16 protein-coding genes, 1 tRNA gene and 1 CRISPR repeat array are annotated in these 16,223 nt (G+C 70.7%); of the genes, 9 read left to right on the top strand and 8 right to left on the bottom strand.

Annotation, left to right across the window (positions count from 1 at the left end; translation table 11 throughout):
• Window positions 1-20 precede the first annotated feature (20 nt).
• From casB to EBO15_RS47055, 7 genes are all read left to right on the top strand, one after another.
• Entirely contained in the window at window positions 21-647 is a 627-nt protein-coding gene (gene casB / locus EBO15_RS14335) for a type I-E CRISPR-associated protein Cse2/CasB (RefSeq protein ID WP_122194869.1), read from the top strand.
• Window positions 647-1,837 (top strand): type I-E CRISPR-associated protein Cas7/Cse4/CasC, encoded by a 1,191-nt coding sequence (gene cas7e, locus EBO15_RS14330; protein WP_122194868.1) that lies wholly within the window; start codon window positions 647-649, stop codon window positions 1,835-1,837. The genes casB and cas7e overlap by 1 nt, the downstream gene beginning before the upstream one ends.
• Window positions 1,834-2,649: a type I-E CRISPR-associated protein Cas5/CasD gene (cas5e, locus tag EBO15_RS14325; RefSeq protein ID WP_122194867.1), complete on the top strand. Its 816-nt coding sequence runs from the start codon at window positions 1,834-1,836 to the stop codon at window positions 2,647-2,649. Before cas7e ends, cas5e begins: the two co-directional genes overlap by 4 nt.
• A complete protein-coding gene (cas6e, locus tag EBO15_RS14320) occupies window positions 2,646-3,287 on the top strand; it encodes a type I-E CRISPR-associated protein Cas6/Cse3/CasE (RefSeq protein ID WP_122194866.1) in 642 nt (213 codons plus the stop codon). Before cas5e ends, cas6e begins: the two co-directional genes overlap by 4 nt.
• On the top strand, window positions 3,284-3,910 hold the full coding sequence (locus tag EBO15_RS14315; RefSeq protein WP_122194865.1) for a CRISPR-associated endonuclease Cas1: 627 nt from the start codon (window positions 3,284-3,286) through the stop codon (window positions 3,908-3,910). Before cas6e ends, EBO15_RS14315 begins: the two co-directional genes overlap by 4 nt.
• A 10-nt stretch (window positions 3,911-3,920) precedes the next feature.
• Window positions 3,921-4,226, top strand: coding sequence for a type I-E CRISPR-associated endoribonuclease Cas2e (gene cas2e / locus EBO15_RS14310; RefSeq protein ID WP_233616188.1), 306 nt, complete (start codon window positions 3,921-3,923; stop codon window positions 4,224-4,226).
• Window positions 4,227-4,247: 21 nt separating this feature from the next.
• Window positions 4,248-4,764: direct repeats of the CRISPR family, unit length 29 nt; unit sequence GTTCTCTCCGCGCGAGCGGAGGTGGGTCG.
• A 149-nt stretch (window positions 4,765-4,913) separates the two neighbouring features.
• Complete coding sequence (locus EBO15_RS47055) at window positions 4,914-5,564, top strand: YchJ family protein (protein WP_325051907.1); 651 nt, start codon at window positions 4,914-4,916, stop codon at window positions 5,562-5,564.
• A 36-nt stretch (window positions 5,565-5,600) separates the two neighbouring features.
• Here the strand turns inward: EBO15_RS47055 and EBO15_RS14300 are convergent, their stop codons facing one another.
• From EBO15_RS14300 to EBO15_RS14290, 3 genes are all read right to left on the bottom strand, one after another.
• The gene (locus EBO15_RS14300) at window positions 5,601-6,416 is read right to left on the bottom strand and encodes a lysozyme (RefSeq protein WP_122194862.1); all 816 of its coding nucleotides are present in this window, start codon (window positions 6,414-6,416) and stop codon (window positions 5,601-5,603) included.
• A gap of 186 nt (window positions 6,417-6,602) precedes the next feature.
• Window positions 6,603-7,619 (bottom strand): galactose-1-phosphate uridylyltransferase, encoded by a 1,017-nt coding sequence (gene galT, locus EBO15_RS14295; protein WP_122194897.1) that lies wholly within the window; start codon window positions 7,617-7,619, stop codon window positions 6,603-6,605.
• 38 nt (window positions 7,620-7,657) lie between these two features.
• On the bottom strand, window positions 7,658-8,446 hold the full coding sequence (locus EBO15_RS14290; RefSeq protein ID WP_158628224.1) for a DeoR/GlpR family DNA-binding transcription regulator: 789 nt from the start codon (window positions 8,444-8,446) through the stop codon (window positions 7,658-7,660).
• Window positions 8,447-8,614: 168 nt separating this feature from the next.
• On the opposite strand from EBO15_RS14290, the gene EBO15_RS14285 reads away from it, so the two are divergent.
• Entirely contained in the window at window positions 8,615-10,138 is a 1,524-nt protein-coding gene (locus tag EBO15_RS14285) for a right-handed parallel beta-helix repeat-containing protein (protein WP_122194860.1), read from the top strand.
• A gap of 58 nt (window positions 10,139-10,196) precedes the next feature.
• On the opposite strand, the gene EBO15_RS14280 is transcribed toward EBO15_RS14285, so the two are convergent.
• From EBO15_RS14280 to EBO15_RS14255, 5 genes are all read right to left on the bottom strand, one after another.
• Entirely contained in the window at window positions 10,197-12,065 is a 1,869-nt protein-coding gene (locus EBO15_RS14280; RefSeq protein WP_122194859.1) for a DUF5107 domain-containing protein, read from the bottom strand.
• Between the two features lie 68 nt (window positions 12,066-12,133).
• A complete protein-coding gene (locus tag EBO15_RS14275; RefSeq protein ID WP_122194858.1) occupies window positions 12,134-12,976 on the bottom strand; it encodes a carbohydrate ABC transporter permease in 843 nt (280 codons plus the stop codon).
• Between the two features lie 9 nt (window positions 12,977-12,985).
• Window positions 12,986-13,948, bottom strand: coding sequence for a carbohydrate ABC transporter permease (locus EBO15_RS14270; protein WP_199744527.1), 963 nt, complete (start codon window positions 13,946-13,948; stop codon window positions 12,986-12,988).
• Entirely contained in the window at window positions 13,948-15,246 is a 1,299-nt protein-coding gene (locus EBO15_RS43625; RefSeq protein WP_147481496.1) for an ABC transporter substrate-binding protein, read from the bottom strand. The genes EBO15_RS14270 and EBO15_RS43625 overlap by 1 nt, the downstream gene beginning before the upstream one ends.
• A 163-nt stretch (window positions 15,247-15,409) precedes the next feature.
• Entirely contained in the window at window positions 15,410-15,817 is a 408-nt protein-coding gene (locus EBO15_RS14255; RefSeq protein ID WP_122194855.1) for a VOC family protein, read from the bottom strand.
• Window positions 15,818-16,074: 257 nt separating this feature from the next.
• Between EBO15_RS14255 and EBO15_RS14250 the strand changes: the two genes are divergently transcribed.
• Window positions 16,075-16,146 (top strand) — tRNA-Val (locus EBO15_RS14250).
• Window positions 16,147-16,223 lie beyond the last annotated feature (77 nt).

The raw sequence follows: 16,223 nt of genomic DNA, 5'->3' as shown, positions 1-16,223 counted from the left end.
CCCTTTCTTGGCAGGACGTCATGACTGATGAATCATCCTCGGCCGAGTCCATCTCGCCGACGCCGTTCCAGGCCCGATACGTGAAGGTCTGCGAGTTCGTGGACCAGGTCCACGAACTGTGCAGGTACCCGGGTGACCGAGCCGCCCTGCGAACCGGCCTGGGCCGTCCGCTCGACCGATGCCACCGCATGCACCGGGTCATCGCGGCCCGTGTCCCGAGCGGCGGTATGGATCAGGAACGCGCCTACTACGCGGTCGCCGCCATGATCGCCGCGCTTCCACCCCATGCCCGCGGGCTCGCTCCCCGATCTGGGACGCAAGCGCGCAACCTCGGCGTCTGCCTGGCCGAGGGCGTTGGACGCGGCACACTGCGCGAGTCCTCCGCCGAGGCCCGGCTCAGCCTGCTCACCCGGCAGAGCATCGACGGCATCCACCGCCACCTGCCCTCCACTGTGCGCGTCCTGGCCGACTCCTCGACGGCCATCGACTGGGCCCAGCTCCTCATGGATCTGTCCTCGTGGACCGACTACCGCGACCGCATCACCCGCCGATGGCTGCAGTCCTTCTACCGGACCCGATTCCGCTCCGAAGACACCGACGCCCAACCCCCTGCCCCCAGCGACCAGCCCACCTCCAAGGAGTCCTGATGCCCGAGATCGCCGGCCGCTTCGTTGAACTCCACGTCATCCAGGCGATCCCCTTCGCCAACCTCAACCGCGATGACACCAACTCGATCAAGACCGTCACGTGGGGGGAGGCCGAAAGGACCCGGGTCAGCAGCCAGTGCTGGAAGCGCGCCATACGCCTGCATCTGCAGCAGAGCATCGGCCAGGATGCCTTGAGAACCCGGCGTCTGGCCGAACGCCTCGCCCACCATCTGCGTGAGCAGCGCGACTGGCCCGACGCCCTGGCTGAGCGCGCGGGCCGCCACGTCGCCGTCGCCAGCAGCGTCGGAGCCGAGCCGCCCAAGAAGAGGAAGGACGACGAGGCCGAGGGGCCTGCCGACGCCTGGCTCAACGCCGCGATGGTCTACATCCCCGACACCGCGCTCACCGAGCTCGCCGACCTCGCCGACCTCCACCGCGAGGCCCTGGAGAACGCCAAGGACCCCGCCAAGTTCGACCGCAAGCACTCGGTCATCCCCGGAGCGGACGTCGACGCCGTCCTGCGCAGCCGCAACGGCGTCATCAACCTGTTCGGCCGCATGCTCGCCCAGGTCGACGGCGCGCACGTCGACGGCGCCGTCCAGGTCGCCCACTCCTTCACCACCCACCGCACCGACGTCGAGGTCGACTACTTCAGCGCCGTCGATGACGTCACCGCCGCCTGGCAGGACACCACCGGCAGCGCCCACATGGGCCAGAACGAGCACAGCGCCGGCGTCCTGTACCGGTACGTCGTCCTGGACCTGCACGACCTGCACCGCAACCTCGGCGGTGCGCTGACCGAGACGCACGACCTTTCGGCCGCGCTTCTCCGGGCGGCGCTGCTGTCGCTGCCGCACGCCAAGAAGAACTCCACCGCGCCCCACACCATCCCGCACCTGGCCCACCTGACCGTCCGCCAGGACCGGCCCGTCTCCTACGCCGGCGCCTTCGAGAAGCCGGTCCGCGCCGACCGGCACGGCGGCCACAGCGACCCGTCGGTCACCGCCCTGGACGCCTACGCCGCCGCCGTCCAGCGCCTCCTCGGGAGCACCGGGCTGACGCACTCCGCCCACGCCACCCTCTCCGACCTGGCTCCCCAGGCGCTCGGCGACCGCGCCGACTCCTTCGACGCCCTCATCGAGGACGCCCTGGCCGCGGCCCTGCCCACCACCGTCAAGGAGCCCGCGTGACCCCACTTCCGACGGGCCTGCTGGTCCACCTGAGTGGCCCACTGCAGTCCTGGGGCGAACGCTCACGGTTCAACCAGCGCGACACCTCCCGCGCCCCCACCCGTTCCGGGCTCATCGGACTGATCGCCTCCGCGCTCGGCCGCGGGCGCGACCACCCCATCGGGGACCTGGCCGCCCTGCGCTTCACGGTTCGCATCGACCGGCCCGGCACGCTGCTCCGCGATTTCCACACCGTCGGCGGCGGCATGCCGCGCGACCTCACGGTGATCACCGCCGAGGGCGCCCGCCGCGGCGCCGGAAAGCGGACCGTCACCTCCGAGCGCTACTACCTCCAGGACGCGGCGTTCACCGTCCTGGTCACCGCCCCCGACCCGACGCTCCTGCAGACCTGCGGCGAAGCGCTCCGCCATCCGCACTGGCCGCCCTACCTGGGACGACGCGCCTGCCCGCCCAACGCTCCCCTGCTGTTGGCGGCCCTTGAGCGCGAGCCCACCATGTCGCTGCTGAACCTGCCGCTGGCCCGAACCTCCCCTGGCACCTCCACGCTTCGCGTCGAGTTCCGCAGCGATGCCCCGTTCAGCGGCCCCGCCTGGCCCCCCACGCCCGAGAACGAGACGGACGTCTTCACCGAAGCGCAGGACGATCCGATCTCGTTCACCCCGAACCGCAGCGCATACCGCAGCCGATCCGTGTACCGCCGCCACCTGGACATGCCCGCCTCCCAGTGCGGCGGGCTCGGGGTCGGCTACCTCACCAGCCTGAGCGAGTACCTGACCGTCCTCCGCACCGAAAGCTCACCGGCATCGCCATGACAACAGAGCTGTGGATCACGCAGATCCTCCCCAACCAGAACCGCCTCGTCCTCAGCGAACTGAACGACGCGGTCAAGCTGCACCGCCGCATCATGACCCTGTTCCCCGAGCAGCTCGGTCCGACGCCGCGTCAGCGTGCCGCTGTGCTGTTCCGTCTTGATGAGGCACCCACCGGGTTCAGCATCCTCGCCCAGAGCGCCCTCAAGCCGGACGTCAACCAGCTCCCGGCCGACTACGGCACCGCCCTCGTCAAGCCCCTCACCCCCTTGCTCGGCCACCTCAGCCGCGGTGTCAACGTCCACTACCGGATCACCGCCAACGCCACACGCAAGCTCGGCAAGAACACAACCGCCGGACGCCCCAAGGAGGTCGTCCCGCTCCTCGGAGCCGAGGCCGACCAGTGGTGGGTCCGCCAGGCCGAGAGCATCGGCCTGGCGCTGCACACCGTCCACAGCAGCCAGCTCGCCAACGCCACCGGACGCCACCGCCACGGCCGACTCACCCACGCCCGCACCCGCTTCGACGGCACCGCCACCGTCACCGACCCGGCCATCCTGATCCACCACGTCCAGAGCGGGATCGGACGCGCCAAAGCCTTCGGCTGCGGGCTGCTCACCCTCGCCCCCGCCACCAGATGAGCCGCCCACCCCGCAACGCCCGGCAGCGGCTGGCAGCGCCGACCGCCGCGATGCTCCCCCGCATCGGCGACTCCCTGTCGTTCCTGTACATCGACGTCGCCCGCATCGTCCAAGACGACACCGGCGTCAAAGCACTCATCGAAGTCGGCGACCAGAAACGCAAGATCGCCCTACCCACCGCCGCCCTCGGCTGCCTGCTCCTGGGACCAGGCGTATCCATCACCAGCCGCGCCCTGTCGGCGGCCAACACGTGCCTGTACGGCATCACCCACGCGGCGATCAACGCCATCGGCTGCAGTCCAGGCCTCGGCTTCGTCCACACCGGCACCTCACACGCCTTCGTGTACGACGTCGCCGACCTCTACAAGGCCGAACTCACACTCCCCCTGGCCTTCGCACTGCACGACGTCCCCGACCCCGAAGGCGAAGCCCGCCGCTCGTTCCGCGACGGGCTCCGCCTCTTCCGCCTCCTGCCCCGACTCGTCGCCGACGTCCAGTCCCTGCTCGTCCCCGACGACGGCACCCGGCAAGAGGACGCCCAGGAGGCCTCCGAGGAACTGGTCGACCTCTGGGACCCTGACCTCGGACGGCTGGCCGGCGGAACCAACTACGGGCACGACTGACATGGCCACCATGACGGTCATCGCCACCACCGCGGTCCCCGACCACCTGCGAGGCGCCCTCACCCGCTGGATGATCGAACCCATGCCCGGCCTCTACGCCGGAACCCTCTCCGCCCGCGTCCGCGAGGAACTCTGGTCAGCCGTCACCGCCACCATCGGCGACGGCGCTGCCGTCCTCCTCCACCCCGACGACAACGAACAGGGATTCACCCTCCACACCGCAGGCGAACGCCGCCGAGTCCCCATCGACCTCGACGGCCTCACCCTCATCGCCCTCAACCCCACCGAGACAGATAACGAAACAGTAAACCCTTGACATCGCCGCAGGTCGCGAAGTGTTCTCTCCGCGCGAGCGGAGGTGGGTCGACGGAGCGGGTCGGCGCCCGGGTCGCCGCCGTGTTCTCTCCGCGCGAGCGGAGGTGGGTCGGCCCGGCATCGACTCGCGTTCTGCGTTCAGGCGTTCTCTCCGCGCGAGCGGAGGTGGGTCGTGCTTGTTGAACGAGCTGGTCATCTTCACCCCGTTCTCTCCGCGCGAGCGGAGGTGGGTCGCAGTCTGGTCACCACCGCCTTCCTTGTCGGCGGTTCTCTCCGCGCGAGCGGAGGTGGGTCGTTCCATCAGCAACAACGTCGCGGACCGCGTCTGTTCTCTCCGCGCGAGCGGAGGTGGGTCGGTCATGGCGGCCCCGTAGACACCCGCGGCCCAGTTCTCTCCGCGCGAGCGGAGGTGGGTCGCGCCTCGACGTCCAGCCGGTCCGCCTCACCCGGTTCTCTCCGCGCGAGCGGAGGTGGGTCGCTCGACGGCCGGCACGTCGGGATCACCGCGTCGTTCTCTCCGCGCGAGCGGAGGTGGGTCGCGCTGTTCCTCACCCTGGCCACCGCCTGGTGCGCTCTCCCCGCGCGAGCAGAGGCGGTCCGAGCCGGTCCGGTTAGGCGTGGAATCGTCCCCGCCCTATGCCAGCCTCGCCGGCCTGGAGCGCTCCGAGGAGCTGGCTATAGGCAACCCATGAATCGGCCCGCTTTCGCAAGGCGTGGCAGTGGGGGCCGGTGGGCACAGGCTGCGGGTGATCACGGGATCTTGCGGCGCACCCTGTGGGGACTTGACCTGGGAGAATCGGATTCAGGCGGACGGTTCCTCACCACAAGCACTCTTCTGCAGGCACGGGTTGTGGTTGGTGGGTTCGTCCGGTGTGCTGCTGGTGGTGCGCTGCGTGATCTTTGTGGGAGGCGGGGGCGTTCGCTGAGCTGGGAGGATGGGGGCATGGCTGAGCGTGGGGCTGAGGGTTGTCCTTGTGGGTTGGGTGCTGCGTATCGGGATTGTTGCGGGCGGTTTCATCGGGGGGAGGCTGCGGCGGGGACGGCCGAGTTGTTGATGCGGTCGCGGTACTCGGCCTTTGTGAAGCTGGATGCCGGGTATCTGCTGCGGAGCTGGCATCCGGCTACGCGGCCGGAGGGGCTGGAGTTCGAGCCGGGGCTTCGGTGGGAGGGGCTGGAGATCGTCCGGACGGTGGACGGGGCGGTTGGGGACACGCGGGGTGTCGTGGAGTTCCGGGCCCGGTACGTCCAGGACGGTGAGCCTGGTGAGCTGCACGAGGTCAGTCGGTTCGTTCGGCACGATGACGCCTGGGTGTATGTGAGCGGGCGCATCCAGGCCTGAGTGGCGGCCGGGTCTTGCCCGGCCGCCGGGTTCGGGTCAGCTGCTGGCGAAGACCTGGAGGCGGCTCAGGTCGCCGTTGAAGTAGTCCTGGTCACCGGGGAAGGTGCCGCTGTCGGACCACTGCCAGATGGTCTGGTAGCCCCAGTTGTAGGGCATCGCGCCGGGGCTGCCGTTGTAGTTGGCGATCACCAGCGGGTTGGTGGACGCGAAGGCGCCGAGGTTGCCGGTGCACTGCGTCCACCAGCTGGTGGACGTGTAGATCGCCGGGTAGCGGCCGGTTCGGGCGCGGTACTCGTTGCTGAAGGACAGGATCCAGTTCACCATCCCGCTCTGCGAGAGGCCGTAGCAGGCGGCGCCGTAGGGGTTCCACTCCATGTCGAGCATGCCCGGCAGGGTGCGTCCGTCGGCGGACCAGCCGCCGCCGTGGTTGACGAAGTAGTCGGCCTGCGCGGCGCCGGATGAGTTGTTCGGCACGGCGAAGTGGTAGGAGCCGCGGATGAGGCCGACGTTGTAGGAGCCGTTGTACTGCTGCGCGAAGTTCGGGCTGGTGTACGTGGTGGACTCGGTGGCCTTGACGTAGGCGAACTTCGCGCCGTTGGCGGCGACCGATGACCAGTTGACGTTGCCCTGCCATGCGCTCACGTCGAGGCCGGGGGTCTGGGTGGCGGCCAGGGACGGTGCGGCGGGGACGTGCTTGAAGTGCTCGTGCTTGGCGATCTGGGAGCCGAGCCAGTGCCGGTCGGGGCCGTTGGCGGCGGGGGCGGCGGACGCGGCGGGGGCGACCGCGGCCAGGGTGCCCGCGGCGAGCGCGGCGGACAGGACGGCCGTGGGCAGGGTGCGGCGAGGGGACATGGGGGTCTCCTGAGGGCGGGGGGACGAAAGAGACGTTGCGGTGGTTATAACCCGGTCTCGAACCCGCTGCGAAGACCGTCCGGCACGTTTGATCCGTTCTTTGAGCCGTGCCACCGATCTTTGGCAACTTCCGTCCTCCCGCCGCGCCGCCCCGTCGGCTATGCGCCGCCGCGCAGGCGGGCGGGCTCAGGCGGTGCGGAGGCGTTCGGCGGCGTCCTCGGGGCGGACGTCGTTGAGGAACGCGCCCGATCCCGTCTCGACGGAGGCCAGGAACTTGAGCTTGTCGGCCGTCCGCTGCGGCGTGTAGATCTCGGCCCACAGGTGGGCGCGGTCGCGGGGGGCGGCGGGCGGGCCCTGGTGCCAGCCGGCCATGTACGGGACGTCCTTGTCGAAGAGGCGTCCGAAGCGTCCGAGGACGTCGGCGTAGAGGCCCATCAGCTCGACGGACCGGTCCTCGCCGAGGGCGGTGAGGTCCGGGACGTGCTCGCGCGGGACGATCTGCGCCTGGTAGGGCCAGCGCGCCGCCTCCGGGACGAACGCGACGAAGTTCGCGGTCTCGGCGATGACGCGCTCGCCGTCCGCCTCCCGCTTGACGACCTCGCAGAACACGCAGCCGTCGTGCTCGAGGATCCGGCGGGTGCGCGGTGTCAGGTACGGGAACGCGTAGATCTGCCCGTGCGGGTGGGAGAGCGTCGCGCCGATCTCCGCGCCGCGGTTCTCGAAGAGGAACACCTCCTCGACGTCCGCGCGGGCGCCGAGTTCGCGGGTGCGGTCGGCGAAGGCGCGCGCGACGGTCGCGAGGCGCTCGGGCGGCAGGTCCGCGAACGTCGCGTCGTGGTCGTCGGTGAAGCAGACGACCTCGCAGCGTCCGCCGGCCGGGCCGCCGAGCGACGGGAACCGGTTCTCGAAGATCGCGACGTGGTAGCCGTCCTCCGGGACCTCGCTGTCGGCGTGCCCCGGGCAGAGCGGGCAGGCGGCGCGCGCGGCGGCGTCGGCGGTCGGCAGGAAGGTCCGGGTCTGGCGGTGCGCGGCGATGACGATGTGCTCGCCGCTGACCGGGTCGAACCGGATCTCGGGGCGCGGGTCGGACGGCGGGAGGTCGCGCCGGTCGGGGGCGGTCCGGTCCAGGCCGGGCGCGTCGTCGAAGTAGATCAGCTCACGGCCGTCGGCGAGCGTCACCGAGGTGCGGGCGGTGTCCGCCATGGGGTGCTCCATCAGGGTCGTTCTGGGTTCGATGCGGGTCAAGGGCCGGCGCGGTGGACGGTCACGCCCGCCTCGCCGAGCGCGGCGAGTTCGGCGGCGTCCGCGGCGGCGTCGGTGAACAGGTGCGCGATCCGTCCGGCCGGGACGGTCTGGAACAGCGCGTCCGCGCCGATCTTGGTGTGGTCGGCGAGGACGACGGGGTGTTCGGCAGCGGCGGCGATCGCGCGGTCGACGGAGGCGACGGCCAGGTGCGGGGTGGACAGGCCGCGTCCGGCGGTCAGCCCGTTCCCCGACAGGAAGGCGTGCCGGACGCGGACGGTCCCGAGGAGGCGTTCGGCCTCCGCTCCGACCAGGGCGCGGATCGGCCCGCGCAGCGCGCCGCCGGTCAGGACGACCTGCGCGGTGCGCGAGTCGGCGAGGGCCTCGGCGACGGCCAGCGAGGTGGTGATGACGGTCAGTCCGGGCACGGCGGCGAGCCGGACGGCCAGTTGCCGCGTCGTCGTGCCGGGGCCGATCACGATCGCGTCGTCGGGCCCGACGAGCGCGGCGGCGGCCTCGGCGATGGCGGCCTTCTCTGCGACGGCGACGGCCGCCTTGTCCCGCTGGGTGGGTTCGTGCGCCAGCCCGGCGACGGGCACGGCGCCTCCCCGGCTGCGCGCGAGCAGCCCGCGGGCCTCGAGAGTGCGCAGGTCACGGCGGACGGTGGCCTCGGACGCGGCCAACTCCAGGGCGAGCGCCTGGAGCGGCATCGCCCCGCGTTCGCGCAGCAGCCGGAGCAGCCGCTCGTGCCGCTCGGCGGCGAAGCGCGGCTGCGTCTCGTCGGTCACGATCCACCCCCTATCGGTCATAAACGTATCACTGCTCCGCACTATCGCTCACTAACGTGCAGATGGTCTCCGTGAGTGAGCAGTAGTGAATGAAAGTGAGGTATTGCGCACAGTTTCGAGCATCTCTACGCTGCGATCATTCACACCCCCACGCGTCCCGGAGACCGCATGCGCACCCGCTTCCTCCTGTCCCTCGGCCTGACGGCCCTCGCCACGACGGCCCTCGGTACGACGGCCCTCACCGCCGCCCCCGCCTCCGCCGACTCCCCCCGCGCCGACCACTACGTGGACTGCTCCGCCCCGTCCGACGGCCAGGGCACCGCGCGCTCGCCCTGGAACACGCTCGCGTCCGTCAACGCGCACGCCTTCGGGCCGGGCGACCGGATCCTGTTCAAGCGCGGCGCGACCTGCACCGGGACGTTCGCCCCGCAGGGCTCGGGCCGCCAGGGCTCGCCGATCCGCGCCGGCGCCTACGGAAGCGGGTCGGCGCGTCCCGTCATCGCCGGGGCGGGAGCGCCGGACGCGGTCGTCCTGCACGACCAGCAGTACTGGGAGATCCGCGACCTGGAGGTCACCAACACCGCCGCCACGCCCGGCAAGCGGCGCGGCGTGCGGGTGAGCGGCGGCGACGCCGGGACGCTCCGGCACATCGTCCTGTCCGGGCTGAACATCCACGACGTCAACGGCGACGACAGCAAGGACGTCGGCGGGTCCGCCGGGATCATCGTCTGGGTCGAGGGCACGACCACCCCGACCGTCTTCGACGACCTGCGGATCACCGGCAACACGGTCGCGCACGCCGACCGGTCCGGCATCTTCCTGTTCTCCACCTGGAACCGGTCCGGCTGGGGCGGCGGCGAGCGGGGCGCCTACCACCCGTGGACGCGCGTCGCGGTGAGCGGCAACACCGTCTCCGACATCGGCGGCGACGGCATCGTCGTCGGCAACGTCAAGGGCGCGACCGTCGAGCACAACCGCGTGGACGGCTTCCAGAAGCGGTCGGCGGGCTACAGCGCCGGCCTCTGGACGCACAACTCCGACGACGTCGTCCTGCAGTACAACGAGGTGTCGGGCGGGCGCACCACGCGTGACGGCATGGCCTTCGACGTCGACCAGGACGCCTACGGCACCGTGTTCCAGTACAACTACAGCCACGACAACGAGGGCGGCTTCCTGCTGCTCTGCAACGCCGACGGCGCCATCAAGGACGCGGTCGTCCGGTACAACGTGAGCGTCAACGACCGCTTCCGGGGCGTGGAGAACTGCGGCGGGACGATCGACAGCGCCGCGATCTACAACAACACCTTCTACATCGGCGACGGCGTCTCGCAGAACGTCGTCAACGAGAACAACACCAACCTCCGGAACGTCACCTTCGCCAACAACATCGTGGTGAAGGAGGGCGCCGGGACGGCGGCGCTCAAGCTGATGTCGGGCGGCTACCAGGTCCGCAACAACCTGCTGAACGGGCTGTCCGCGCCGTCCGGGGCGACCGGGACGATCACCGGCGGCGCGCGGCTGGCCGCGCCCGGCGGGACGAGCGCCGCCGACTACCGCGTCCTGCGCGGTTCGGCCGCGCTGCGCGCCGGGATCACGATCGCGGACAACGGCGGACGCGACTACTTCGGCAACCACGTGCCGCGCACGTGCGTCCCCGACGTGGGCGCGCACCAGCTCCGCTCCGGCTGCTGACACACACGAGTAAGCGGCGGCACCCCGGCTCCGGGGTGCCGCCGCTCTTTCGTGTCCCTCAGGCGGTGTTCATGCGGAAGTCGTACTCGTGCGGCACGGGACGTCCCGGGTACACGGCCGTCCAGAGCGCGTCGAGCGAGACCTCGCCCTCCTTGAGGTCGTCCACCTCGAGGCCCGCGTCCAGGATCGCCCTGGCACGGTCGAGGTCGCCGGTGCCGATCGCCGCACGCGCCTCCAGCAGGCGGACGCGGCCGAGCGCGCGCAGGGCCTCGTCCAGGTCGTCCACCAGGGACAGCGCCTCCGCCGGACGGTCGGCACCGAGCAGCATCGTCAGCGCCTCGACGGCGAGGTCGCGGGACGCGGGCAGCAGCGCCCGCGCCTCCACGAGCAGGTCGGCGTCGCCGTCCAGCTGGGCGAGGGCCCGCAGCGTCCACGGCGTCCGGTGGAGGTCCAGGGAGCGCCGCCAGGCCGACCGCGCCGCCTCCGGCGCACCGTCGGCGAGCCGGACGAGCCCCAGGTGGTAGAGCGCGTGCCAGTCCTCGGCGTGGTCCTCCAGCAGCGCGCGCCAGTGCGGGCCGGTGATCGCGGCCGCGGGCGGCTCGCTCGCGGGGAGCGTCCCGCCGCTCAGCAGTTCCAGCCACGGCCGCTGCTCGTCGCCCAGTTCCCCGGACGGCAGCGCCGCGTCGGCCACCTCGGAACCGGCGGCGATCTCCAGGGCGAGCCACCCCGACCCCGCCGCGAGCCGCTGCTCGGGCAGGCTCAGCACGGTCCGGGAGGCTTCCTCGAGCCGTTCGGCGGTGACCAGGCGCTCCAGCGCCTCGGCGGCGGCCGTCCGCGCCTGCTCCCACGGCCCGTGGACGCGTTCGGCGTCGGCCTCCAGCAGGCCGTACGCCTCCGTCCACTCCCAGGTCGTCCGGCCGGGCATCGGCAGGTGCTCCAGCTGGGTCCGGGCGAGGCCCGCCTGGATCTCCAGGTAGCGCGAGCCGGGGCCGCTCAGCCACTCCTGCCAGCGGTCGCCGCCCGTGCCCGTCCCCCAGTGGAACAGCTTGCGCCCGCGCAGCCGCGCCGTGGACGCCTGGACGAGCCCGCGTCCCTCGCCGTCCAGCGCGGCGACCCAGTGCCGACGTCCTTCGGGGATGTCGAAGAAGTAGTCGGCCGAGCCCTGCACGCGCGTCGTGTAGCTGCGGTCCACACCGTCCAGCTCGGGGAAGCCGACGCGGCGCAGCGAGCCCTCGTACCCGAAGTGGTAGGCCGCGTCGGCGGGCGCGAGGACCCGCACGTCCGGGGCCTCCGGGACGGCGATGTTCGACCACCAGTACACCGGCGTCTCGCCGTCGGAGGCGTTCCGGATCCGCACGCGCACGAACAGGACGGGTGAACCGGCGGGCAGCCACGCGTCGACGCACAGCGTCAGGCGGCGCTGCCGCTCGTACTCGTACATGCGCAGCACGGGCGTGCCGTCCTGCGCGGTCGTCCGGACGGCGTGCAGCGGCTCGCAGGTCAGCGGCCAGTGCCCGGTCGTGCCGAGGTTCCACTCCACTCCCCCGGCGAGCCACGCGTCGCGCAGCGCCAGGTTCGCGGGCTGGAGGATCGGGTTGCGGTGCAGCAGCTCCCGCCCGGACGGCCGGTGGACGAGCGACCAGAGCCGTCCGCCGAGGCCGGGCAGGAACGTCGCGGTCAGCACGTCGTTCTCCAGCACCACCGACGGGATCTCCCGGACGGCCCGCCGCCGGTCGTAGCCGTCCTGGCGGGTGTAGGGCAGCAGCGTCGGCGGCTTCCCGTACCCCAGCTGGACGGCCATCTCCGGGTCCGCCTCGGCGATCTCGGTGGGCGGCGCCGACACGGGAGCGGGCCGGTGCAGCATGGGGAGCGTCCCCGTGCCCGGGAGGGCGGCGGGGACGCTCAGCGTGTCGAGACGAAGTTCCATCACTTCCCGATTCGGTGCGTTCTGTGCGTTACTTGCCGATTCCGTGCTTCATTTCCCGATCTCGTGCTTCATTTTCCGATCCCGACGGTCATGCCCTGGATGATGCGGGTGCCGAGCCAGGAGAACAGGGCGACCATCGGCGCGAGGATGATGGTCATCCCGGCGAACAGCGCGCCCCAGTCCATGCCGCTGAACTGCTGCGACTGGACGAAACTGATCAGCGCGACCGGCAGCGTGCCCTTCTCGCCCTGCATGAGCACGACGGCGAACAGCGTCTCGTTCCAGTTCGCGATGAACTGGAGCAGGAACGCGGTGATCAGGCCGCCGCGCACGACGGGCAGGACGACCTGGACGAACGTCCGCGCACCGGACGCGCCGTCGATCGCGGCGGCCTCCTCCAGCACGCGCGGGACGCCCGCGAAGAACCCGGTCAGCAGGAACACGGTGAACGGCAGCGCGAGGCCCGTGTAGACGAGGATCAGGCCGGTGTAGCTGTTGGTGAGCTGCACCTTCGACAGGCCCACGAACAGCGGCACGACGAGCGCCTGCCCCGGCACCCCGAGCCCCATCGCGAACACCATGGTCAGCGCACTGGACGTGCGGTTGCGGCGCCGCGACAGCGCGTACGCGCACGGCGCGGCCAGGACGATCGCCAGCACGGACGCCACCGTCGCGACGTACACGCTGGACAGCGCGGCCTTGGAGAAGCCGCCCTCGTTCCACGCCTTGGCGAAGTTGTGCCAGCGCGGGGAGGAGGGCAGCCCGAACGGGTGCCGGAAGATGTCCCTGGTGTCGCGCAGCGCGGTGAGGAACACCCACGCCAGCAGCAACAGGGTGACCGCGACCAGCAGCCAGACCAGGCCGCGGCCCACGATCTTCAGCGGCGCGACCCGCCGCGGGAGGATCTGCATGGGGGGCTCCTAGAACTGGATCGGGTCGCGGCGCATCAGCCGCCGCAGCACGACGGTGAAGACGGCCACCATGAGCAGGCTGACGATCGCGGCGGCGGCCGCGAGGCCGAGCCTCGGCACCGCGCTCTGCGGGAACGCCGACTGGTACACGTACATCGCCGTCGTCCAGGACTTGACCGACGGGTTGGTGTTGGCGGTGCCGAACAGCAGCACGATCTCGAAGATCTTCACCGAGGAGACCGTCCAGAGGACGGCGCACACCGACACCACGTCCCAGGACAGCGGGAGCGTGACGTGCCAGAACTTGCGCCAGGCGCCCGCGCCCTCCAGCTCGGCGGCCTCGTAGAGGTAGGGCGGGATCTGGTCCACGGCGGCCATGATGATCGTGGTGTAGTAGCCCGTCGCCGACCAGATCACGATCGCGGTGATCATGCTGAACGAGTTGTCGGTGGACAGCCACTTCGGCGGGTCGTCCACCCCCGCCCAGCGCAGCGCGGTGTTCACCGGCCCGGACGGATGGAAGATGAACCCGGCGGACGCCCCGAACACCATCGCGTTCACCAGGCAGGGGAAGAACAGCGCGGACCGGGCGAACATCCGCCCCCACATCTCGCGCAGCGCCAGCGTCAGCGTGAACGCGATCCCGAACGTCACCACGCCCCCGACGACCAGGATCGTGAGGGTGTTCTTCAGCGAGGTGTGGAAGGTCGGGTCGTCGATGAGGGTCTGGTAGTTGCCGAAGCCCTTCCAGGTCTTGGCCCCCATCCCGTCCCACCGGTAGAGGCTGATGTAGGCCGAGTAGGCGATCGGCGCGAGGAACAGCACCGCGTAGAACAGCAGCGCCGGCGCGGCGAACGGCCAGAACAGGCGCCGCTGCTGGCGTTCCAGCGGGTCGCGTCCCGTCCCCCGACGGCGGGACGCCCCCGCCCGGGACCCACGGGTCCGGGCGGGGGCGGGCACGGTGGCGGTCATCAGCCGGTGGCCTTCACGTAGGCCTCGTGGGCCTTCTTCGCCGCCGCGACGAACTGCTCGGGCGACGACTTGCCATGGAGCAGGTCGAGCCACGCGGGATAGAGCACCTTGTCGCCGTAGTCGCCGTCGATGTTGTCCTGCATGGCCCGGGACGGGTTCTTCTGCAGGATCCGCTGGACGTCGGCCAGCTCGGCCGGGGCCGGGATGTCGTCACGCGGGGTGATGTTCTTGGCCTCGGTGGCGATGCCGGACAGGTTGTCCTTCTTGATGAAGCTCGCGATGAACTTCTTCGCCGCGTCGGCGTGCTTGGCGCGCTTGGGCACCGAGAACCCGAACATGATCGCGTTCGCCTCGGCCGGTCCGCCCGCCTTGACCGCCGGGAAGTTGATCGCGGCGAACTTGAACTTCGGCGAGCGCTGGGTGGCGGTCTCGCTGTCCACCCACGAGCCGTTCAGGAAGAACGCGGCCTTGCCCTGCGCCCAGTTGGTCTCCTGCGCGGGCAGCTTGGACGCGTCGTACCCCTTGAGGAAGTACCCGCCCTTGACCAGCTTCTCCACGTCGCGGGCGGCGGCGAGCACCGCCGGGGAGTCCCAGCCCGCGCCGGACTTGTCGGCGGCGATCTTGCCGAGGCCGCCGCCCTCGCGGGCCAGCAGGTAGTCCAGCCAGAGCGAGCTGGACCAGCCGTCGTCGCCCTCGGTGGTGAAGCACGCCTTGCCCTTGGACTTCAGGGCGTCGCAGAGCTTCGTCAGGTCGTCCATGGTGGCGATCTTCGCCGCGTCCGCGAGCGCCGGGTCCGCGCCGTCGTAGTACAGGTTCGCCGAGACCAGCTCGTAGGGGACGATCCACTTCTTGCCGCCGTCCGGGCCGGCGGGCAGGGTGTCGGTGTACTTGGCGGTGATGACGTCCGACACCTTGGCGCTCTCGCCCGGCACCTGCGCGTCGTACACCGAGGACAGGTCCGCGGCCTGGCCGTTCTTCACCGTGTTGGAGAAGATCACGTCCGCGCCCTGGTCCCACAGGTCGGGCGCCTGGTTGGCGGCGATCGCGGGACCGATCTTCTTGCGGATGTCCCGGCCCTGCCAGACGATCTTGACCTTGGCACCGGAGTCCTTCTCGTACCGGTCGACCGCGGCCTTGATCACCTTGGCCTGTGGCTCCTCCTGCCGCCACATCGACCAGTAGGTGAACTCTCCGCCCTTGCCGCCGCCGTCACCGTCGGAGCCGCCGCACGCCGTGAGGGCGAGGCCGCCGACGAGAGCCAGCGAGAGCAGCCCTGCCGACGCCTTGGTCTTGCGCATGAGATGCACCTTTCGGGGGTTTCGCGTGCGTGAACGGTAAGAGGCAATCGATCATCAGAGCAAGACCTGATTGCAAAATGTTGCACGCTTCGCCCGCGATTGACGCATCACCGCGCAGACCCCGCGCACCATCAGGCACACGGGGCCACCCCCTCACCGGGCCTCAGGACGCGGAGATGTTCACCATCCACTCGACGCCGAACCGGTCGGTGCACTGACCGAACACGTCGCCCCACATCTGCTTCTCCAGCGCCAGCTGGACGCTGCCCCCGTCGGACAGCCCGGCCCAGTACCGCCGCAACTCCCCCTCGTCGTCCCCGCTCACCGAGATCGACACGTTCCCCGGCCCCCGCGCGCTCATGCCGGGCGGCGTGTCCGACGCCATCAGCGTGAACCCCGCCGAGGTCTCGAGCATGGCATGCATGACCTGGTCCTTCAGCTCCGGATCGGTCTGCCCGAACTCCCCGAACAGCATGACCCTGAGCTCCCCGCCGAACACCTTCTGGTAGTGCTCCATCGCCGCGCGGGCCTGCCCGCCGAACACTAGATACGGATTGAGAAGCGAACCCATTGCGATCCTCCTGTCACTGATCGCTACGATCGTCCCAATCCCCACAGAACCGGGCCACAAGGGACACCCCATCCCCGCCCCCGATTTCCGCAAAACCCCACCTCAACCCATGATCCACCCCACCCGCCCAGCCTCTCCGCACCGCCCCCTCACCCCACCGGCCCCCTCCCGAACCACCCCCACCCGACGATGCGCGAACACCCCCCGACATGCGCTAGAGTTCTTCCTGCCGGGAACGCCGCAAGGCCGACCAGCAGGGGCGATTAGCTCAGTGGGAGAGCGCTTCGTTCACACCGAAGAGGTCACTGGTTCGAACCCAGTATCGCCCACCCCGCAAGACCAGCTCAGAGGCTGATTCCGATCAAGGAATCGGCCTTTTTGCTTTTCTGATCATGGATGGGGAGCC

The sequence above is a fragment of the Actinomadura harenae genome, from assembly GCF_003696215.1.
GTDB lineage: Bacteria > Actinomycetota > Actinomycetes > Streptosporangiales > Streptosporangiaceae > Spirillospora > Spirillospora harenae.
This window is presented reverse-complemented; position numbering and strand designations above follow the sequence as displayed.